At 70.3% G+C, this 16,120-nt stretch carries 13 protein-coding genes; 1 reads left to right on the top strand and 12 read right to left on the bottom strand.

The features are described 5' to 3' along the window. Positions 1–39: 39 nt before the first annotated feature. The 12 genes from ACIQVL_RS22405 to ACIQVL_RS22350 form a co-directional block, all read right to left on the bottom strand. Positions 40–1,050 (bottom strand): aldo/keto reductase, encoded by a 1,011-nt coding sequence (locus ACIQVL_RS22405; RefSeq protein WP_403476173.1) that lies wholly within the window; start codon positions 1,048–1,050, stop codon positions 40–42. A 37-nt stretch (positions 1,051–1,087) separates the two neighbouring features. Next, a complete protein-coding gene (locus tag ACIQVL_RS22400) occupies positions 1,088–2,155 on the bottom strand; it encodes a PfkB family carbohydrate kinase (RefSeq protein ID WP_403436865.1) in 1,068 nt (355 codons plus the stop codon). Then, positions 2,152–2,784: a bifunctional 4-hydroxy-2-oxoglutarate aldolase/2-dehydro-3-deoxy-phosphogluconate aldolase gene (gene eda, locus ACIQVL_RS22395; RefSeq protein ID WP_403436866.1), complete on the bottom strand. Its 633-nt coding sequence runs from the start codon at positions 2,782–2,784 to the stop codon at positions 2,152–2,154. The genes ACIQVL_RS22400 and eda overlap by 4 nt, the downstream gene beginning before the upstream one ends. Continuing rightward, positions 2,781–3,542, bottom strand: coding sequence for an SDR family oxidoreductase (locus ACIQVL_RS22390; RefSeq protein ID WP_403436868.1), 762 nt, complete (start codon positions 3,540–3,542; stop codon positions 2,781–2,783). Before ACIQVL_RS22390 ends, eda begins: the two co-directional genes overlap by 4 nt. Next, positions 3,539–4,585 (bottom strand): zinc-binding dehydrogenase, encoded by a 1,047-nt coding sequence (locus tag ACIQVL_RS22385; RefSeq protein ID WP_403436869.1) that lies wholly within the window; start codon positions 4,583–4,585, stop codon positions 3,539–3,541. The genes ACIQVL_RS22390 and ACIQVL_RS22385 overlap by 4 nt, the downstream gene beginning before the upstream one ends. Before the next feature lie 10 nt (positions 4,586–4,595). After that, positions 4,596–5,483 carry an amidohydrolase family protein gene (locus ACIQVL_RS22380; RefSeq protein WP_403476172.1) on the bottom strand — a complete coding sequence of 296 codons (888 nt, stop codon included), beginning with the start codon at positions 5,481–5,483 and terminating at the stop codon, positions 4,596–4,598. After that, complete coding sequence (locus ACIQVL_RS22375; RefSeq protein ID WP_403436872.1) at positions 5,476–6,786, bottom strand: L-fuconate dehydratase; 1,311 nt, start codon at positions 6,784–6,786, stop codon at positions 5,476–5,478. The genes ACIQVL_RS22380 and ACIQVL_RS22375 overlap by 8 nt, the downstream gene beginning before the upstream one ends. A gap of 47 nt (positions 6,787–6,833) precedes the next feature. Continuing rightward, positions 6,834–9,173: a beta-glucosidase gene (locus ACIQVL_RS22370; RefSeq protein WP_403476171.1), complete on the bottom strand. Its 2,340-nt coding sequence runs from the start codon at positions 9,171–9,173 to the stop codon at positions 6,834–6,836. A gap of 107 nt (positions 9,174–9,280) precedes the next feature. Next, positions 9,281–10,099 (bottom strand): carbohydrate ABC transporter permease, encoded by an 819-nt coding sequence (locus tag ACIQVL_RS22365; RefSeq protein WP_403436875.1) that lies wholly within the window; start codon positions 10,097–10,099, stop codon positions 9,281–9,283. Further along, entirely contained in the window at positions 10,096–11,001 is a 906-nt protein-coding gene (locus ACIQVL_RS22360) for a carbohydrate ABC transporter permease (RefSeq protein WP_403436877.1), read from the bottom strand. The genes ACIQVL_RS22365 and ACIQVL_RS22360 overlap by 4 nt, the downstream gene beginning before the upstream one ends. Positions 11,002–11,041: 40 nt before the next feature. Continuing rightward, positions 11,042–12,325 carry an ABC transporter substrate-binding protein gene (locus ACIQVL_RS22355; RefSeq protein WP_403476170.1) on the bottom strand — a complete coding sequence of 428 codons (1,284 nt, stop codon included), beginning with the start codon at positions 12,323–12,325 and terminating at the stop codon, positions 11,042–11,044. 266 nt (positions 12,326–12,591) lie between these two features. Further along, the gene (locus ACIQVL_RS22350; protein WP_403476169.1) at positions 12,592–13,638 is read right to left on the bottom strand and encodes a LacI family DNA-binding transcriptional regulator; all 1,047 of its coding nucleotides are present in this window, start codon (positions 13,636–13,638) and stop codon (positions 12,592–12,594) included. 216 nt (positions 13,639–13,854) lie between these two features. On the opposite strand from ACIQVL_RS22350, the gene ACIQVL_RS22345 reads away from it, so the two are divergent. After that, a complete protein-coding gene (locus ACIQVL_RS22345; RefSeq protein WP_403476168.1) occupies positions 13,855–16,119 on the top strand; it encodes a glycosyl hydrolase family 95 catalytic domain-containing protein in 2,265 nt (754 codons plus the stop codon). The last annotated feature ends 1 nt before the right edge of the window (position 16,120 follow it).

The raw sequence follows: 16,120 nt of genomic DNA, 5'->3' as shown, positions 1-16,120 counted from the left end.
CGATGAGGGCGTCGCCTCCCTGACCGGCCTTGGCTTCGGTCAGGGAGGCGACGCACCACGAGCGCCCTGCCCGCGCGGCACATCGTGCCTGATCAGAGCCCTGTCGCGCAGGTCGTTCCAGAGGGCTTCGGGGACGTGCCGACGGTGGAGTTCCATGTTCCGTGTGACCTGTTCGGCGTTGCGCATCCCAAGGGTGACGTTGACGACGCCGGGGTGGGTGAACGGGAAGGCGACCGCCGCAGCGGGCAGGGTCGTGCCGTGCTCCTCGCAGAGGTCCGCGATGGCGCGAGCGCGAGCCACCAGGGTCGGCGGTGCTTCTGCGTAGTCGTACTTCATGCCCTGCTCGGGTCGGTCGCCTGCGAGCAGACCGGAGTTGAAAACACCGGCCGCCACGACGGTCTTGCCGAGCTCAAGCGCAGCGGGGAGCACGTCATCGAGTGCCGACTGGTCGAGCAGGGTGTAGCGCCCCGCGAGCATCACCACGTCGGCCGCGGTCTCACGCAGGAACCGGGCGGGCATGGCCGACTGGTTCATGCCGGCACCGATGGCCCCGACGACCCCCTGGTCGCGCAGGTCGGCGAGCGCGGGCATGGCTTCCTCGGCGGCCTGACGCCAGTGGTCGTCGGGGTCGTGCAGGTAGACGATGTCGAGGCGGTCCAGGCCGGTGCGTTCCAAGGTGCTCTCGATGGAGCGGAGCACGCCGTCGCGGCTGAAGTCCCACTCTCTGCGCAGGTCGTCCCGTACAACGAAGCCTTCCGTGTCCACGCCTCGCGGCCGCTCATTGAGTACGAGCAGCCGGCCGACCTTGGAGGAGACGACGTACTGGTCGCGTGGGCGGTCTTTCAGCGCGGCTCCCAGGCGGTGCTCCGAGAGACCGAGGCCGTAGTGGGGTGCGGTGTCGAAGTACCGGATGCCTGCCTCCCAGGCCGTCTCGACCGCGGCCGTCGCGTCGTGGGCCGGTGTGACCCGGTAAAGGTTGCCGATGACGGAGGCTCCGAAGCCGAGTTCGGTGAGTTGGACCGGCGTGCCGGTGATCTTTCGGTGTCGCAAGGTCTGCCTCTCTGAGTGCGCGCGGTCCGGCGGTCGGTCAGCGTCTGACGGCGGCCGAGCCGCCCGCGATCAGTGCCTCTACCTCAGCCAGCGTGGCCATGGAGACGTCGCCGGGCGTGGTCATGGTGAGGGCGCCGTGGACGGTGCCGTAGGCGAGGGCACGCTCCAGGCAGGCGGCCGTGAGCCGCCCAGGCTGTCCCTCGGTACCCCCCAGCAAGCCGTGAATCAGGCCGGCGGCGAAGCCGTCGCCGGAGCCGATGCGGTCCAGGACGTGCAGGCCCGGCATCTGAGGACCGGAGACGAACCCCGTCTCGGGCGCCCAGGCCGCCGACGACCAGTCGTTCACTCCTGCCGACGGTACCTCGCGCAGGGTCGTCGCCAGCACCCGTACGCCGGGCAGCCGATCCGCCACCTCCGCGAGGGCATCCGGCAACTCGTCGGCGCTGAAGTGCCGCTGTCCGGGGCGCCGGCCGGCCAGGCCGAGGGCGCCCGCCACGACATCGGCGTGCCGGGCCAGGCGCAGGTCCACCTCGCGTGCCCGGTCGGCGCCGCCCCGGCCGTCCCACAGGCTGGGGCGGTAGTTGGGATCGTAGGAGACCGTGACACCGTGGCGGCGGGCCGCCGCCATCGCCTCGTCCGCCACGTCCACCGTCGTCTCCGACAGGCCCGCGAAGATGCCGCCCGTGTGGAACCAGCGCGGGCCTGCGGCGAACACCGCGTCCCAGTCGATGTCACCCTTCCTCAGCTGGGAGACAGCCGTGTTCGCCCGGTCGCTGACGCCCAGCGCGCCTCTGATGCCGAAGCCGCGTTCGACGAAGTTCAGACCGTTGCGCGCGGTGCGGCCGATCCCGTCTCCCGGCACCCAGCAGATCAGGGAGGTGTCGACACCGCCCTGCATCATCAGGTCCTCGACGAGGCGGCCCACCGCGTTGTCGGCCAGGGCCGTCACGACAGCGGTGCGCCGGCCGAAGCAGCGGCGCAGGCCGCGTACGACGTTGTACTCGCCCCCGCCCTCCCAGACCTGGAAGGTGCGGGCGGTGCGGATTCGCCCCTCCCCCGGGTCGAAGCGGAGCATCACCTCCCCGAGGGCCACCACGTCGATCATCCCGTGCTCCTCTCCACCGCCTCGGCGGTCAGCCGCCGGATCCCGTCGTAGTCACCGCGCTCCAGGTGGCCGGCCGTCGCCATCCAGCTGCCACCGACGGCGAGGACCGCCGGGCGGGAGAGGTAACCGGGAAGGTGCGTGGGGCCAATGCCGCCGGTCGGCACGAAGCGGACCCGCGGGAAGGGCGCCGCGAGCGCGTCGAGCATGCGGGTACCACCAAGGGGTTCGGCCGGGAACAGCTTGACCGTGTCCAGGCCCGCCCGCAGCGCCCGCATCAGCTCGGCGGCGGTGGCGATGCCCGGTACCACGGGTATCGCCAACTCCCGACATCTGGCGATCACTTCCTCATCCACTCCGGGTGACACGACGAAGCGGGCGCCGGCCTCGACGGCCCGCTCCGCCTGTTGCGGGGTGAGCACGGTGCCGGCGCCGACGGTCAGCCCGCCATGCGCCGCCATCGCCTTGAGCACCCCCTCCGCCTCCGGTGTGCGGAACGTGACCTCGGCGCAGCGCGCACCGCCTCCCATGAGCGCGTCGGCCAGTGGGGTGGCCGAGACAGCGGTGGGCACGGTCAGCACTGGCACGATGCGGGCGCCGGCCAGCACGGAGGCAAGATCGGCGGTGTTCATCGGCCCAGCCATCCGCCGTCGACGGGCAGGATCGCGCCGTGGACGTAGGCGGCCGCGTTCGAGGCCAGGAACACGGTGGCGCCTGCCAGGTCGTCGGCGTCGCCCCAGCGTCCGGCCGGGATACGGTCCAGGATCGCCCGGCTGCGGGCCGAGTCGTCTCGCAGGGCCTGGGTGTTGTCGGTTGCGATGTAACCCGGCGCGATGGCGTTGACGTTCACGCCATGCGGAGCCCACTCGTTGGCCAGCGCCTTGGTAAGCCCGGCGATGCCGTGCTTCGCGGCGGTGTAGCCGGGCACGTTGATGCCGCCCTGGAAGCTGAGAAGCGACGCGGTGAAGATGACCTTGCCGTAGCCACGGGACACCATCGCCGCGCCGACGGCACGTGTCAGCGCGAACTGTGCGTTGAGGTTGATCTGGAGGACCGCCTCCCAGTCGGCGTCGGCGTGTTCCGCCGCCGGAGCACGGCGGATGGTGCCCGCGTTGTTCACCAGGATGTCCACGGGTCGTTCGCGCCCGGCGAGTTCGGCGCCGAGTGTTCGTACCGCCTCCGGATCGGCGAAGTCGGTCCGGATCGCCTCGAAGGCGCGGCCCGCGGCCCGCACGTCCTTCTCCACCGCGCTGCCGGACTCCTCCAGCGAGGCACTGACACCGATGACGTCTGCGCCGGCCTCGGCGAGCGCGCGGGCCATGGCCCGGCCGATGCCGCGCCGGGCGCCGGTGACGACGGCGAGCCGGCCGGTCAGGTCGAACGCCTTCATGCCGCTTCCCCCTGCCCGTCGTTGCCGCAGTCCACCAGGATCTTCATCACGTCCCCGCCCGCCTCCAGCGCCTCGAACGCCGAGGGCGCCTCATCCAGCGGGACGACCTTGCTGATCAGCTGCTCGGCGGGGATCGTGCCGTCCGCCACCAGGCCCACCGCCTTCTCGAAATCGGAGCGGTCGTACAACCGGGCTCCCACGAGGGTGAGTTCCCGCCAGAAGAAGCGGTGCAGGTTCACCTCGCGGAAGCGGGGATGGATGGCGACCAGGCACAATCTGCCCCGCACGCCGAGGACTTCGACCGCAGTGTCCATCCCGGCGGCGGCACCGGACACCTCGAAGGCGACGTCCGCGCCCGCGTCGCCGGTCCACTCCCGCACCAGGTCGGGTACGTTGGTCCCGTTGGAGTTCCAGGCGGTGAGCCCCAGCCTCTCGGCGAGCAGCCGCCGACCAGCGCTCGGCTCCACGACGCGGACCTCGGCGCCGGCAGCCCGTGCGACCAGGGCGATGAGGACACCGACCGGCCCGCCTCCGACCACGACCACCCGCTCGCCATCCCGTACCCCGGCCCGGCCGACGTCGTGCACGGCGACCGCCGTGGGTTCGACGAGTGCGGCGTGGTCCAGGGCCAGAGAATCGGGCAGGCGGACCAGTGTGGCGGCGGGAACGGTCCAACGCTGCTGCATCGCGCCCGGCGAGTCGATGCCGATGAAGTCCAGGTTCTGGCAGACGTGTTGATGACCTCTGAGGCAGGCGGGACAGGTACCGTCCCAGCGCAGCGGCATCACGGTCACCGCCTCACCAGGCCGCCAGCCCTCCACGTCCTGCCCCACCCTGACGATCCGGCCGGACACCTCGTGCCCGAGGACCGCGGGCGTGCTGACTCGGGCGTCCATGTCGCCGTGGAAGATGTGCAGGTCGGTGCCGCAGATGCCGACGTAGGCGGGGGCCAGTTCCACCTGGCCGGGGCCGGGGGGCGGGTTCTCCGCGGGGGCGGTGTCCAGGGTTCGGGCGGCGGTGTAACGGACTGCGAGTGTCGTCATCATGATTCCCTCAGGTCTCACAGGAGGTGGGGGCGAGCGCGTAGAAGGCGGTCGCGGTGTCGGCGAGAACTGCCGCGGTCTCGTGCGCGGAACAGCCCTCCAGGAGTTCCTCGACGGTCGAGGCCCAGCGGTTCCAGCCGCCCGCGAGTACGCAGACCGGCCAGTCCGAGCCGAACATCAGCCGCTCGAGGCCGAAGGCGGAGAGCAGGGTGTCCCAGACCGGGCGGATGTCGACCGTGGTCCACGTCACGTGGTCGGCCTCGGTGACCAGGCCCGACACCTTGCACGTCACCTGCGGATGGCGGGCCAGCGCCCGGAGGTTCCGTTCCCATGAGGCCAGGTCGCCGCCGACGACCGGCGGCTTGCCCGCGTGGTCCAGGACGAGGGGCAGGTCCGGAAGCTGCTCGGCCAGCCGGATCGCCTGCGGCAACTGGTGGGGACGGATCAGCACGTCGTACGCCAGTCCGCAGTCCCCCACGGTCCGCAGCCCCCGCTCCACGGAGGCCTGTTGCAGCCACTCGGGGTCCCTTTCACCTTGGACGAGATGGCGTACGGACTTCAGGTGCCGGCCGCCGGGCCCCGCCCGCAGCTCGTCGAGGACGTCCCCGATCGCGGGCGAGGTCAGGTCCGCCCAGCCGACGACTCCGCCGATCAGCGGGTCGACGTCGGCGAGGGCGAGGAGGTCGCGTGTCTCGGGCAGGGACGGCACGCACTGCACGACGACCGTGGTTCCCAGCCGTCGTCCGGCGATTGCTCTGGTCGCGGAGGCGCGCAGATCACTCGGCCCGAAGGTACGGCGGATGAGCTCATGGCCGGGTTCGTCGAGCCAGGGCTGGGGGCGCCGCGCCAGGTCCCACACGTGGTGGTGGGCGTCCACCAGCCACTCGGTCTCAGACACGGGAGGACCAGACCGGGCCGTCGGGGTAGAGGTACTCCTTCAGGGACTCGGGGTGCATCTGCGCGCTCAGGCCGGGCACCGTGGGCGCGAGGTAGTGGCCGTCGGCAATGCGGACCGGGTCGACGAAGTGCTCGTGCAGGTGGTCGACGTACTCGATGACGCGGTCGTCGACCGTGCCCGAAACCGCGACGTAGTCGAACATCGACAGGTGCTGCACCATCTCGCACAGGCCCACGCCACCCGCGTGCGGGCACACCGGAACGCCGAACTTGGCCGCGAGCAGCAGGATCGCGAGGTTCTCGTTGACGCCGCCGACCCGCGCGGAGTCGATCTGCACGATGTCCACCGCGCCGGCCTGGAGAAGCTGCTTGAAGACGACCCGGTTGGCGATGTGCTCCCCCGTGGCGACCTTGATGGGGCTGAGCGCCTTGCGGACGGCCGCGTGGCCCAGGATGTCGTCCGGGGAGGTGGGCTCCTCGATCCAGTACGGGTCGTAGGGGGCCAGCGCGCGCATCCAGTCGATCGCGGGCTGCACGTCCCAGCGCTGGTTGGCGTCCACGGCGATGCGGATGGAGTCGCCGACCGTCTCGCGGGCGGTGCGCATGCGGCGTACGTCGTCCTCCAGGTCCGCGCCGACCTTCAGCTTGATCTGGGTGAAGCCGTCGGCGACGGCCTCGCGGGCGAGGCGGGCCAGCTTCTCGTCGGAGTAACCGAGCCAGCCGGGGGTGGTCGTGTAGGCGGGGTAGCCGCGCTCCAGAAGGCGGGCGATGCGCTCCTGGCGGCCTGGTTCGGCGCGGCGCAGGAGCTCCAGTGCCTCCTCCGGGGTGAGGGCGTCGCTCAGCCAGCGGAAGTCAACCTGCGCGACCAGGTCCTCCGGCGACATCTCGCCGAGGAACTGCCACACCGGCTTGCCCGCCCGCTTGGCCGCCAGGTCCCAGGCGGCGTTGACGACGGCACCGGTCGCCATGTGGATGGCGCCCTTCTCGGGTCCCAGCCAGCGCAGTTGAGGATCGTGGACGAGGGAGCGGGAGAACCCGCCGAGGTCGGCGCAGACCTCGTCGACGGCCAGGCCGACCACGTGGGGGGCGAGGGCCGCGATGGCAGCGGCCTGGACGTCGTTGCCGCGCCCGGTGGTGAAGGCCAGGGCGTGACCCTCCAGGCCGTCGCCGGCGTCGGTGCGCAGGACGACGTAGGCGGCCGAGTAGTCGGGCTCGGGGTTCATCGCGTCCGACCCGTCCAGGTGCTCCGAGGTCGGGAAGCGTACGTCGAGGACGTCCAGGGCGGTGATGCGGGCAGCAGGCATAGCACAACTCCGGGCTATAGGCGGTTGGTTGGAGTACAAGGACGCGTTCAGCGCTGGCGCACCGTGACGGCGGTGGTCATCGTCCTGGTGTGGTCGACCGTGCGCGGGGTCCCCTCCAGCCGTACCTGTACGGCGGAGCCCGGGTCGCCCGCCGACTGCGCGACGGTGAGCGTGATCGAGCCGGGTTCGACGCGTCGGGTCTGGTCCCTGCCGGTGAAGCTGGTCATGTCGGTGTGGACCTCGAACTCCACGACCCGGGTCTCGCCCGGGGCGAGGTCGAGGCGGGTGAATCCGATCAGCTGGCGGACGGGGCGGGTGACCGAGGCGACCGGATCGGTGAGGTAGAGCTGAGGCACCGAAGTGCCCGCCCGGTCACCGGTGTTGGAGACCGTTGCCCGTACGGTTACCGCCCCGTCGACGGCGAAAGTCTCCTCGTCGGCGTGCGCGTCCTCGATCGTGAAGGTCGTGTAGGAGAGGCCGTGCCCGAACGGGAACGCTGGCGTGGGGTCGATGTTGCTCACCCCGTCGCTTTTCAGGGCGAGCGGGGGCGCGAGGTAGGTGCCCGGCTGGCCTGCCGTGTCACCGGGGATCTGCACGGGCAGGTGCCCCGAGGGGTTGACCCGCCCGGACAGGACGCCGGCGACAGCCGCCGCGCCCTCCTCGCCGGGAAAGAAGACCTGCACGGTCGCGCCCGCCTTCCGGGCGTGCCGGCCGATCGCATACGGACGTCCCGACAGGACGACGAGGACGGTCCGGCCCCCCGCTTCGAGGACGGCGTCCACGAGGTCGTCCTGCACTCCCGGAAGGGTCAGCACGCTGACGTCGCACCCCTCCCCCGACGTGCCCTCCCCGAACATCCCGGAGCGGTCACCGACGACGAGGATCGTCAGGTCGGCCGCGGATGCCGCTGTCACCGCCGCTGCGATGGCGCTGCGGTCGTCCCCCGTCACCGCGCAGCCCGCCTGGTGGCGGACGACGGCGTCGGGGAACTCCTGCCGGATGGCGTCGAGCACCGTGGGGGCGTCGACCCCCAGCGGGGTGTCGGGGTGGTGGGGCAGGACATGGTTGGGAAACGAGTAGCAGCCGAACAGGCAGCGGGCGTCGTCGGCGACGGGGCCGATCACCGCGATGGTGCGCGGGGCAGCGACCGGCAGGACGTCCGAGGGGTTGTCGAGCAGCACGACGGATTCCTCGGCCAGGCTGCGGGCGACTTCACGGTTGCCGGGAGAGTCGAAGTCCACGGGAGCCGTGTACTGGCCGGGGTGCCAGTCAGGATCGAGCAGACCCAGTTCGGCCTTCTGCGTCAGCACGCGCAGCACCGCGCGGTCCAGCAGGTCGACGGAGGTGCCGCCATCCGCCAGCCGGGCCCGCAGCGGATCCCCGTATCCGTGGGTGTGGGGCAGTTCGACGTCGATCCCCGCGTGGAGTGCGGCGTGTGCTGCGCCAGCGATGTCCGCCGCCACGTGGTGCATGGAGTCTAGGAACGCCACAGCCCAGTAGTCGGAGACCACCGTGCCCTCGAAGCCCCATGTGTCACGCAGCAGTTGGGTGAGGAGGGTCTCGTCGGCGCCGCAGGGCACGCCGTCGATGTCGTTGTAGGCGTTCATCACCGAGCGGACGCCGCCGACGACCACCGCCTTCTCGAACGGCGGCAGGATCACATCGGCGAGTTCGCGCGGGCCCAGGGCGGCGGGCGCGTGATTGCGTGCTGCGCGGGAGACCGAGTAGCCGGCGAAGTGCTTCAGCGTGGCGACGACACCGGACGACTGAAGACCGCGCACATAGGCCAGCCCCAACTCCGAGACGAGGTACGGGTCTTCGCCGATGGTCTCCTCGACCCGGCCCCAGCGGTAGTCGCGTACGACGTCCAGCACAGGGGCGAGGCCCTGATGGACGCCGACGGCCGCCATGTCCGCGCCGATCGCCATGGCCATCCGGCGGACGAGCTCGGGGTTCCAGGTGGCTCCCCAGGCGAGCGGGGTCGGGTAGAGCGTAGCCTGCCAGGTGAAGAAGCCGGTCAGGCACTCCTCGTGGGCGACGGCGGGGATTCCGAAGCGGTTCGCCGCCACGACCCGGGCCTGGAGCGCGGCGAGCCGTGCGCGGCCGGCCTCCGGGTCGACGGGTGCCGTGCCGAACACCCGGGTCAGCTGCCCGAGACCGTCGACGACGGCCCTCTCGAAGCTGTCGGCGCCGCGGAAGCTGTCCTGCATGGGGGCCACGTCGCCGGACTCGTCGTGGTCCGGCCAGGTGCTGCCGAGCTGCCCGATCTTCTCTTCCACGGTCATGACGTCGAGCAGGGCCTGAGCGCGGACGGAGGCGGGCAGAGAGGGGTCGTTCCACAGCCCGGTCGTCGGGCGCTCCTCGCTGATCGTCACGGGGTCATCCATTTCTCTTGCGGGTGCCGCGAACGGCGTGGTGGGGGAGGTCGAAGGCGCTGTGCGCGGGCATGCCGAACCGACCTGTGGAGAAGGGAGGGTTCGGGGCGGCGGGGCCGCTACTTGCCGCCGGCGCCCATCAGGCCGGCGACGAGGGCTCGTCGGGCGAAGAGGTAGACGACGAGGATGGGGACGGCGGACATCAGCACCGCCGCCAGCAGGGCCGGGACGTTGGCGCCGTACTCTGAGACGAAGTTGTACAGGCCGAGCGTCACCAGCTTGTTGTCGTCCGACTGGGTCATGATCAGCGGGAACAGGAAGCCGTTCCACGCCTGGAGCGCGGTGAAGACGGCCGTGGTCGCGATGGCGGAACTGGACATCGGGACGACCAGCTTCACGAGCGTCCTTGCCGGGCTGGCACCGTCCAGCGCCATGGCCTCGTACAGCTCGGTGGAGATGTCCCGCATCCCGCCGCTGAGGACCAGCACGCTCACCGGCAACGCGAACGCCGCCGTGGGCAGGATGATGCCCCAGAGGGTGTCGTAGAAGCCCAGGTCGTTGACGATCAGGAAGAGCGGGATGATCACCGCCTGGGACGGGATCGCCAGGCCCAGGAGGAACAGCCGGAAGACTCCCGTGCTGATCCAGCCCCGCCCGCGGACGACCGCGTAGCTGATCGGGATCGCGAGGGCCAGCACGATGGCGACCGTGGCCGCCGCGACGACGATCGTGTTCCAGATGTACTGCAGGAAGCCGCTGTCCAGCACAGTGCGGACGTTGTCCAGCGTCAGCGTGGACGGGATCGACAGGGGACCCTTGTCGGTGTACTTCGACTGCGGCTGCAACGCGGTGTTCACCAGCGCGTACAGCGGGACTCCGATGATCAGGAGCCAGATGAACGCCGCCAGACCGGCGGCGTAGTTGGGGCGCGTCCTCACAGCCCCTCCAGGGTGCTCGTCATCTTGTCGTAGCCGCTCAGCTTGGTGAGCAGGACCGAGGCGCCGGTGGCCAGCAGGAGCAGGAACGCCGCGATGGCGCTGGCATATCCGTAGTCGTAGGTACGGAAGGCGGTCTGGTACATCGAGAAGGGCAGGATCGATGTGTCCGTGCCCGGGCCGCCGTTGGTCAGCAGCAGGACGATGTCGAACGCGGTGAGCCCGCCGACGACCATGAAGGTGGTCGAGGTGATGATCGTGTTGCGCAGCTGCGGCAGCGTGATGTGGAAGAACTGCCGCACCCTGCCCGCGCCGTCGATCGCGGCCGCCTGGTAGAGCGTGTGCGGCACGGCACGGGCCGCGCCCTGGTAGAGCAGGCTGTGGAACGGGATGAACTGCCAGCTGGTGACCAGCACCAGACAGGCGATCGCCCCCTGCTGCGTGCCGAGCGGGTTCGCACCGAAGAGCCAGTGGACCTTCGACGGCAGGCCGAAGTTGGGGTCCAGGAGCTGGCGCCACATGACCGCCGTGGCCGCCGTGGACAGCAGCAGCGGGAGGAAGAAGATCGCGGACAGGACGGCGCGGTTACGCTGCTGCCCTGCCGCCCACACTCCCAGCAGGATGCTGATCGGCGCCTGCACCACGATGTTGCCGATCAGCAGGGCCCCCGTGACGAGGGTGGACTGCCAGACCTGGTCGTCGGCGAAGAAGCGCGACCAGTTGTCCATGCCGGTGAACTGCGGGGCGTTCAGGCCGTCCCAGTGGGTGAAGGAGAGATACAGCACCCCGATCATCGGCGCTACGGCGAAGACCAGGAAGAACAGCAGCCCGGGAAGTGCCCAGGCCACGCCGGGCCGCTCCAGGGTGGGCGGAGCGGCACGGTCACGGACCCGATCCTTGCTCACCGGCCGTGAAGTCGTTGCGGAGACCACGTGGCGAGCCTTCCTACTTCTTCAGCGCCAGCACCGCGCTGACGAACTGTTCCGGCGAGCTCTGCCCGTTGAACAGCTTCTGGATCTCGGTGAGCAGCGGAGTACCCAGGGTCAGGCCGAGGGCCTGGTCCCAGGACTGGGTGAAGGTGGGGGCCTTCTGCACCAGCTCGTACTGGAACTTTGCGTACGCGGGGTCCGGGGCCTTCTCAAGGAACTTCGCGGCGTTAGAGGTGACCGGGACCTCGCCCTTGCCGACCAGCCCCTGGACGTAGCTGTCGCTGTACGCGGTCTGGAGGAACGCGGCGGCCGTGTCCTTGGGGGCGCTGGTCGTCACCGAGATGTAGTTGGTCGGGTTGCCGACCACGTTGGCGGCGTCTCCCTTGCCCCCTTCGACACTCGGGAACGGGACATAGCCCAGGTCGTTCTTGGCGAAGTCGGGGGCGTCGGCCTGCTGGGTAGCGTACTCCCAGGAGCCCATCAGGACCATCGCCGCCTTGCCCTTGGCGAGCAGGGTGGAGGTGCCGCCGGATCCGTAGTTGACCGAGCCGAAGTTCTTGCCGAAGGCGCCGCTGTCGACCAGCTCCTTGATCATCTGGGCGGTCCTGAGGACCGCGGGGTCCTTCCACTGCGTCCACTCGCCGCCCTCGATCTTCTGGAACAGCTCGGGGCCGGCGAGGCGGTCGACCAGGTACTCCACCCACATCAGCTCGGTCCAGGAGGAGCTGGCGTTGCCCGCCAGCGCGAACGGCGTGATGCCCTTGCCCTTGAAGGTCTTGACCAAGTCCGTCAGGTCGCTGTAGGTCTTCGGCGGCTCGACGCCGGCGTCGGCGAAGACCTTCTTGTTGTAGAAGAGGAACACGGGCTGGGTGCCACGACACGGGATGCCAACCAGCTTGCCGCCGTTCTTCCCGGCCGCCAGCGCCGACGGCAGGAAGTGCGACTCCAGCGCCGAGTCGAGCGTCACCAGCTTGCCCGCCTTGACGTAGTCGTCGAGGCTACCGCCGCCCCAGTTGAAGAACAGTCCGGGCATCTTCGAGGAGCCCATCGCCGTGCGCAGCTTGTCCTTGTAGCCGTCCGTGGCGATCACGGTCATGCTGACCTTGCCCTTGCCGGTGGAGTTGAAGGTGTCCACCGCCGACTGCTGCACAGAGTTGGTCGGGTCCTGCAGGGTCCAGAAGTCCGCCTTGCCCGTGGGCGAGGACGCGGAGCTGCCGGACGAGCCGCAGCCCGCCACGGTGACGCTCAGCGTGGTGGCCGCCGTCGCGGTGAGAAACCACCGTCGGGACACTCTGTTCATCGTTGAACACCTTTCGAGTCGGCTGGATCCCTCAGGCGGGTGTGCTCCGAATGCACTTCACCCGGCAGGCCGTCCCAGGCCTGCTTGCGCTGAGGGATGTGTTCGAGGGCCATGACCGTCAGGTGCTTTGCGTAAGGGTTGCGTCCCGTTGCTCCTGCGGCTGAGCTGGCGTCGGTCACGCTAAGCGGCGGAAATCCGTGGCGGCAATAACCATCCGCATGTCGGTTGCGAAAGACTTTCGCAACCCGGGGGCTTGCGGAATCGGGTCAGACCGGCCTGACCAGGTTCGCCAAGGGCGGGGCCGTAGACGTCCGCACGACCAGTTCCGTCGCCAGTTCCCGGCGTGACGTCGCCGGGGGCCTGCCGTCAGCCAGATGCAGCAGGACGCGTGTGGCCTCCTGGCCGAGCTCCCGGAACGGCTGCCGTATCGCGCTCAGTGGCGGTGAGGCCATGGCGGCCACCAGAGTGTCGTCGAACGACATGACCGACAGCCCGGCCGGCACGGCTACGCCGAGTTGCCGGGCGGCCTCCAGCGCGCCGAGGGCCTGGACGTCGCTCGCGGCGAACAGAGCCGTCGGTCTGTCACTCCGGTCCAGGACATGCCGGGCGGCGCGCAGGGCTTCGCCGTAGTCGAAGTCCGTCGACCTCACGAGCGCGGAGTCGTACGGGATCCCGGCCTCCGCCAGAGCGGCGCGGTAGCCGTGCAGACGCGCGGAACCGGCCAGGGAACTCGACCGGCCGGCCAGCATGCCGATCCGGCGGTGTCCGAGGTCGATGAGGTGCTGCACGGCGGTCGTCGCACCGTGCCAGTTCGTCACCCCGACGCTGGGGATGTCCTCGGACGGCGCGTTCAGGGGATCGACCAGCACCACCGGCAGCCCCTGGTCCACGATGCGACGCTGGTCCTGCTCGGCGAGGGCGGAGATGACGATGACGACTCCCGCCGTGCCCAGGGCCACGGACTCCTCCAGCCACCGGGCGATCGAGCGCCGACTTGTCGTCCCGACGACGGTGTGCACACCCACTTCGGCCGCCGACTCCACGATGCCGCGGACGACTTCCAGCGTGTACGGGCCGGCCAGGTCCCGGAAGACGGCCAGGATCTGCCGCGGCCGGCGCGCCCCGCTCTCCCAGTCGCGAACGTAGCCCCGCTCGGCGAGCAGCGCCTCGATCCGCGCCCTCGTCGCCTCGGACACATCGTGTCGTCGGTGCACGACCTTCGACACGGTCGCGAGGGAGACACCCACCTCGTCGGCTATGGCGGTGAGAAGCCCGTACTGGGCGTTCCGGCGCGACCTGGCTGGACCCGTCACTGCGGCGTGGACCTCCCTCTCGGCGTGCGCTGAGTGAACGTACACGCCGGCGCGCTCCCACGGTCCCGTACGAATCCCTCTCATAGCCCTCAGACCCGCGGAAATACGAGGGCTCCGATCTCACGAAAGTCTTTCGTAGCCAGCCGCGACAACTCTTGTAGGCTCCCCGCAGCCTGTTCGAGCCGCTCGGGCATGTCACCTTTCGGGAGGCCGGGGATGCCCGTGCACAGCGTCTACGACACACGACCCGCCGACCGCTGGGAGGACGCGTTCCTCTCCGGCAACGGCGAGTACGGGATCATGGTGTTCGGTCATCCGCACCGGGAGCGGATCGTGCACAACCATCACCGTTACGTGCTCCCCAACGAGTCCCTCGGGATGCGTCCGCCCGCTGTCGCCGACCGACTCGGGCATGTCCGCGACCTGATCCTCGCCGGGGATCGAGAGCGGGCGCAGCGCGAGTTCTCCGACGGTCGCACGATGGCCTGGACGCAGGCGTTCCACCCCGGACATGTGCTGCACCTGGACGCGCCGACCGGGGAAAGCCCCGTCGAGGACTATCGCCGGGTGACGGACTTCACCACCGGCGAGGTGCGGGTCAGCTGGTCGGACGGAGCGGGTGAATGGACACGGCGGGCGTTCGTGTCACGCACCGACGCCGTCGCGGTCGTCGAGATCACCGGTCCGGAGATCGACCTGGCCGTCCGGCTCTCCGGCGAGGTACCCGGCCGGCCGGCCGATGTCGCCTTCACGACGTTCGCGCAGGCCGTCGGGGACGGGGAGACGCGGCTCGCCATCGTGGCCCTGTATCCACCCGGACCGGGAGCTGTCGGATTCGGCGGTGAGACCCGGGTGGTGGCCACCGCCGGGCGGGTCACGGCGGAGGGGGACGTGGTCCGCGTCCGGGGAGCAGCGAAGGTTCTCCTGCTGACCCGGCTGGACCGGTGGGAACGTCTTCCGGACGTCGACGTCCGTCTGTTCCCGGCCGAGCCGCCCACCGACTACGACGGCCTGCTCGCCCGGCACGCGGCGGTCCACGGCGAGCTCTACGGGCGCGCGACCATCGATCTGGGCGCCTCCGACAGCGCACGTCAGCTGCCCGTCGGCGAGTTGATCGCCCGCGCCGACGCCAAGGAACTGGATGCCGCACTGGTCGAGGCGCTGTTCCGCTCCGGCCGCTACCTGCTCCTCAGCTCCAGCGGTGTCCTCCCGCCCCGCCTCACCGGCCTGTGGCTGGGCGAATGGGGAGCCGCCTGGTCCGGCGACTTCACCACGGACGCCAACATCAACCTGCAGATGGCTTCGGCGGTCCTCACCGGAATGCCCGAACTCATCATCCCGCACGCCGAGTTGATCGGCGCGCAGATCGACGACTGGCGCACCAACGCCCGCACGATCTACGGCACCCGAGGCATCCTCGCGCCCAGCCGCACCGACGGAGAACACGGCCTGCTCTTCCACCTCGACGACGACTGGCCCTGGACCATGTGGCTGGCGGGCGCGGACTGGCTGCTGTTCCCGCTGTACGAGTACTGGCAGGCGACCGGGGACGACGACTTCCTCGCCCGTACCCTCGCCCCCTGGCTCGTCGAAGCCGCCCTCTTCTTCGAGGACTTCCTCACCCGCGAGGACGCCGAGGGGCGCGTCCTCCTGGTTCCCTCCTACTCCCCCGAGGTCGGCCCGCGAGACGTGCGGGGCGTCGCGGGCGTGAACGCCACCATGGATCTGGCGGCCGCCCGGCACGCGCTCATCACCGCGGCCGACGTCTGCGCCCACCTCGGCATGGAGCAGGACGCGGCCGACCGCTGGCGCGCCCTGGCCGAACGGCTGCCGCCGTACCGGGTCGACGACCGGGGAGCGCTGGCTGAATGGGCGTGGCCGGGGCTGGAGACCGCCGACGACCACCGGCACATCAGCCACCTCTACCCGGTGTGGCCGCTGCACGAGATCACCCCCGACGACACTCCCGTCCTGGCCGCCGCCGCACACGAGGCGCTGCTGCTCCGCGGCGACGAGAACATGTCCGCCCACGGCAGCCTGCACCGCGCGCTGGTCGCCGCCCGCCTCAAGGACGGCGAAACGGCCAAGGCGAACGTCCTCAAGATCCTCGGCAGCGACATGGTCTTCCGGTCGCTGATGACCTCGCACAACCCCGGTCTGGAGATCTACAACGCGGACGCGGCGCACTGTCTGCCCGCAGTGGTCGTGGAGATGCTCGTAGACTCCCGTCCGGGAGTCGTGGAAGTGCTGCCCGCGCTGCCTCCGGAGTGGAGGACCGGCAGTCTTCGCGGCATCGGCACACGTGCCGGGGTGAGCGTCGACGAGCTGACGTGGGACGTGGAGAGACGCGTCGCGCAGCTCGTTCTCTCCGCGCGGCACGAGCGGGAGGTCGTCGTCCAGAGCCGACGCGCCGCTGACCAGCGTCACCTCGTGCGCCTGCGGCCGCACACTCCCGTCACAGTGACTGTCTGGCTCGATTGAC

Origin of the sequence: Streptomyces sp. NPDC090499 (assembly GCF_044769305.1) — a bacterium.
Classification (GTDB): domain Bacteria; phylum Actinomycetota; class Actinomycetes; order Streptomycetales; family Streptomycetaceae; genus Streptomyces.
The sequence above is the reverse complement of the archived record's forward strand: the minus strand, read 5'-3'. Positions and strand labels throughout refer to the sequence as shown.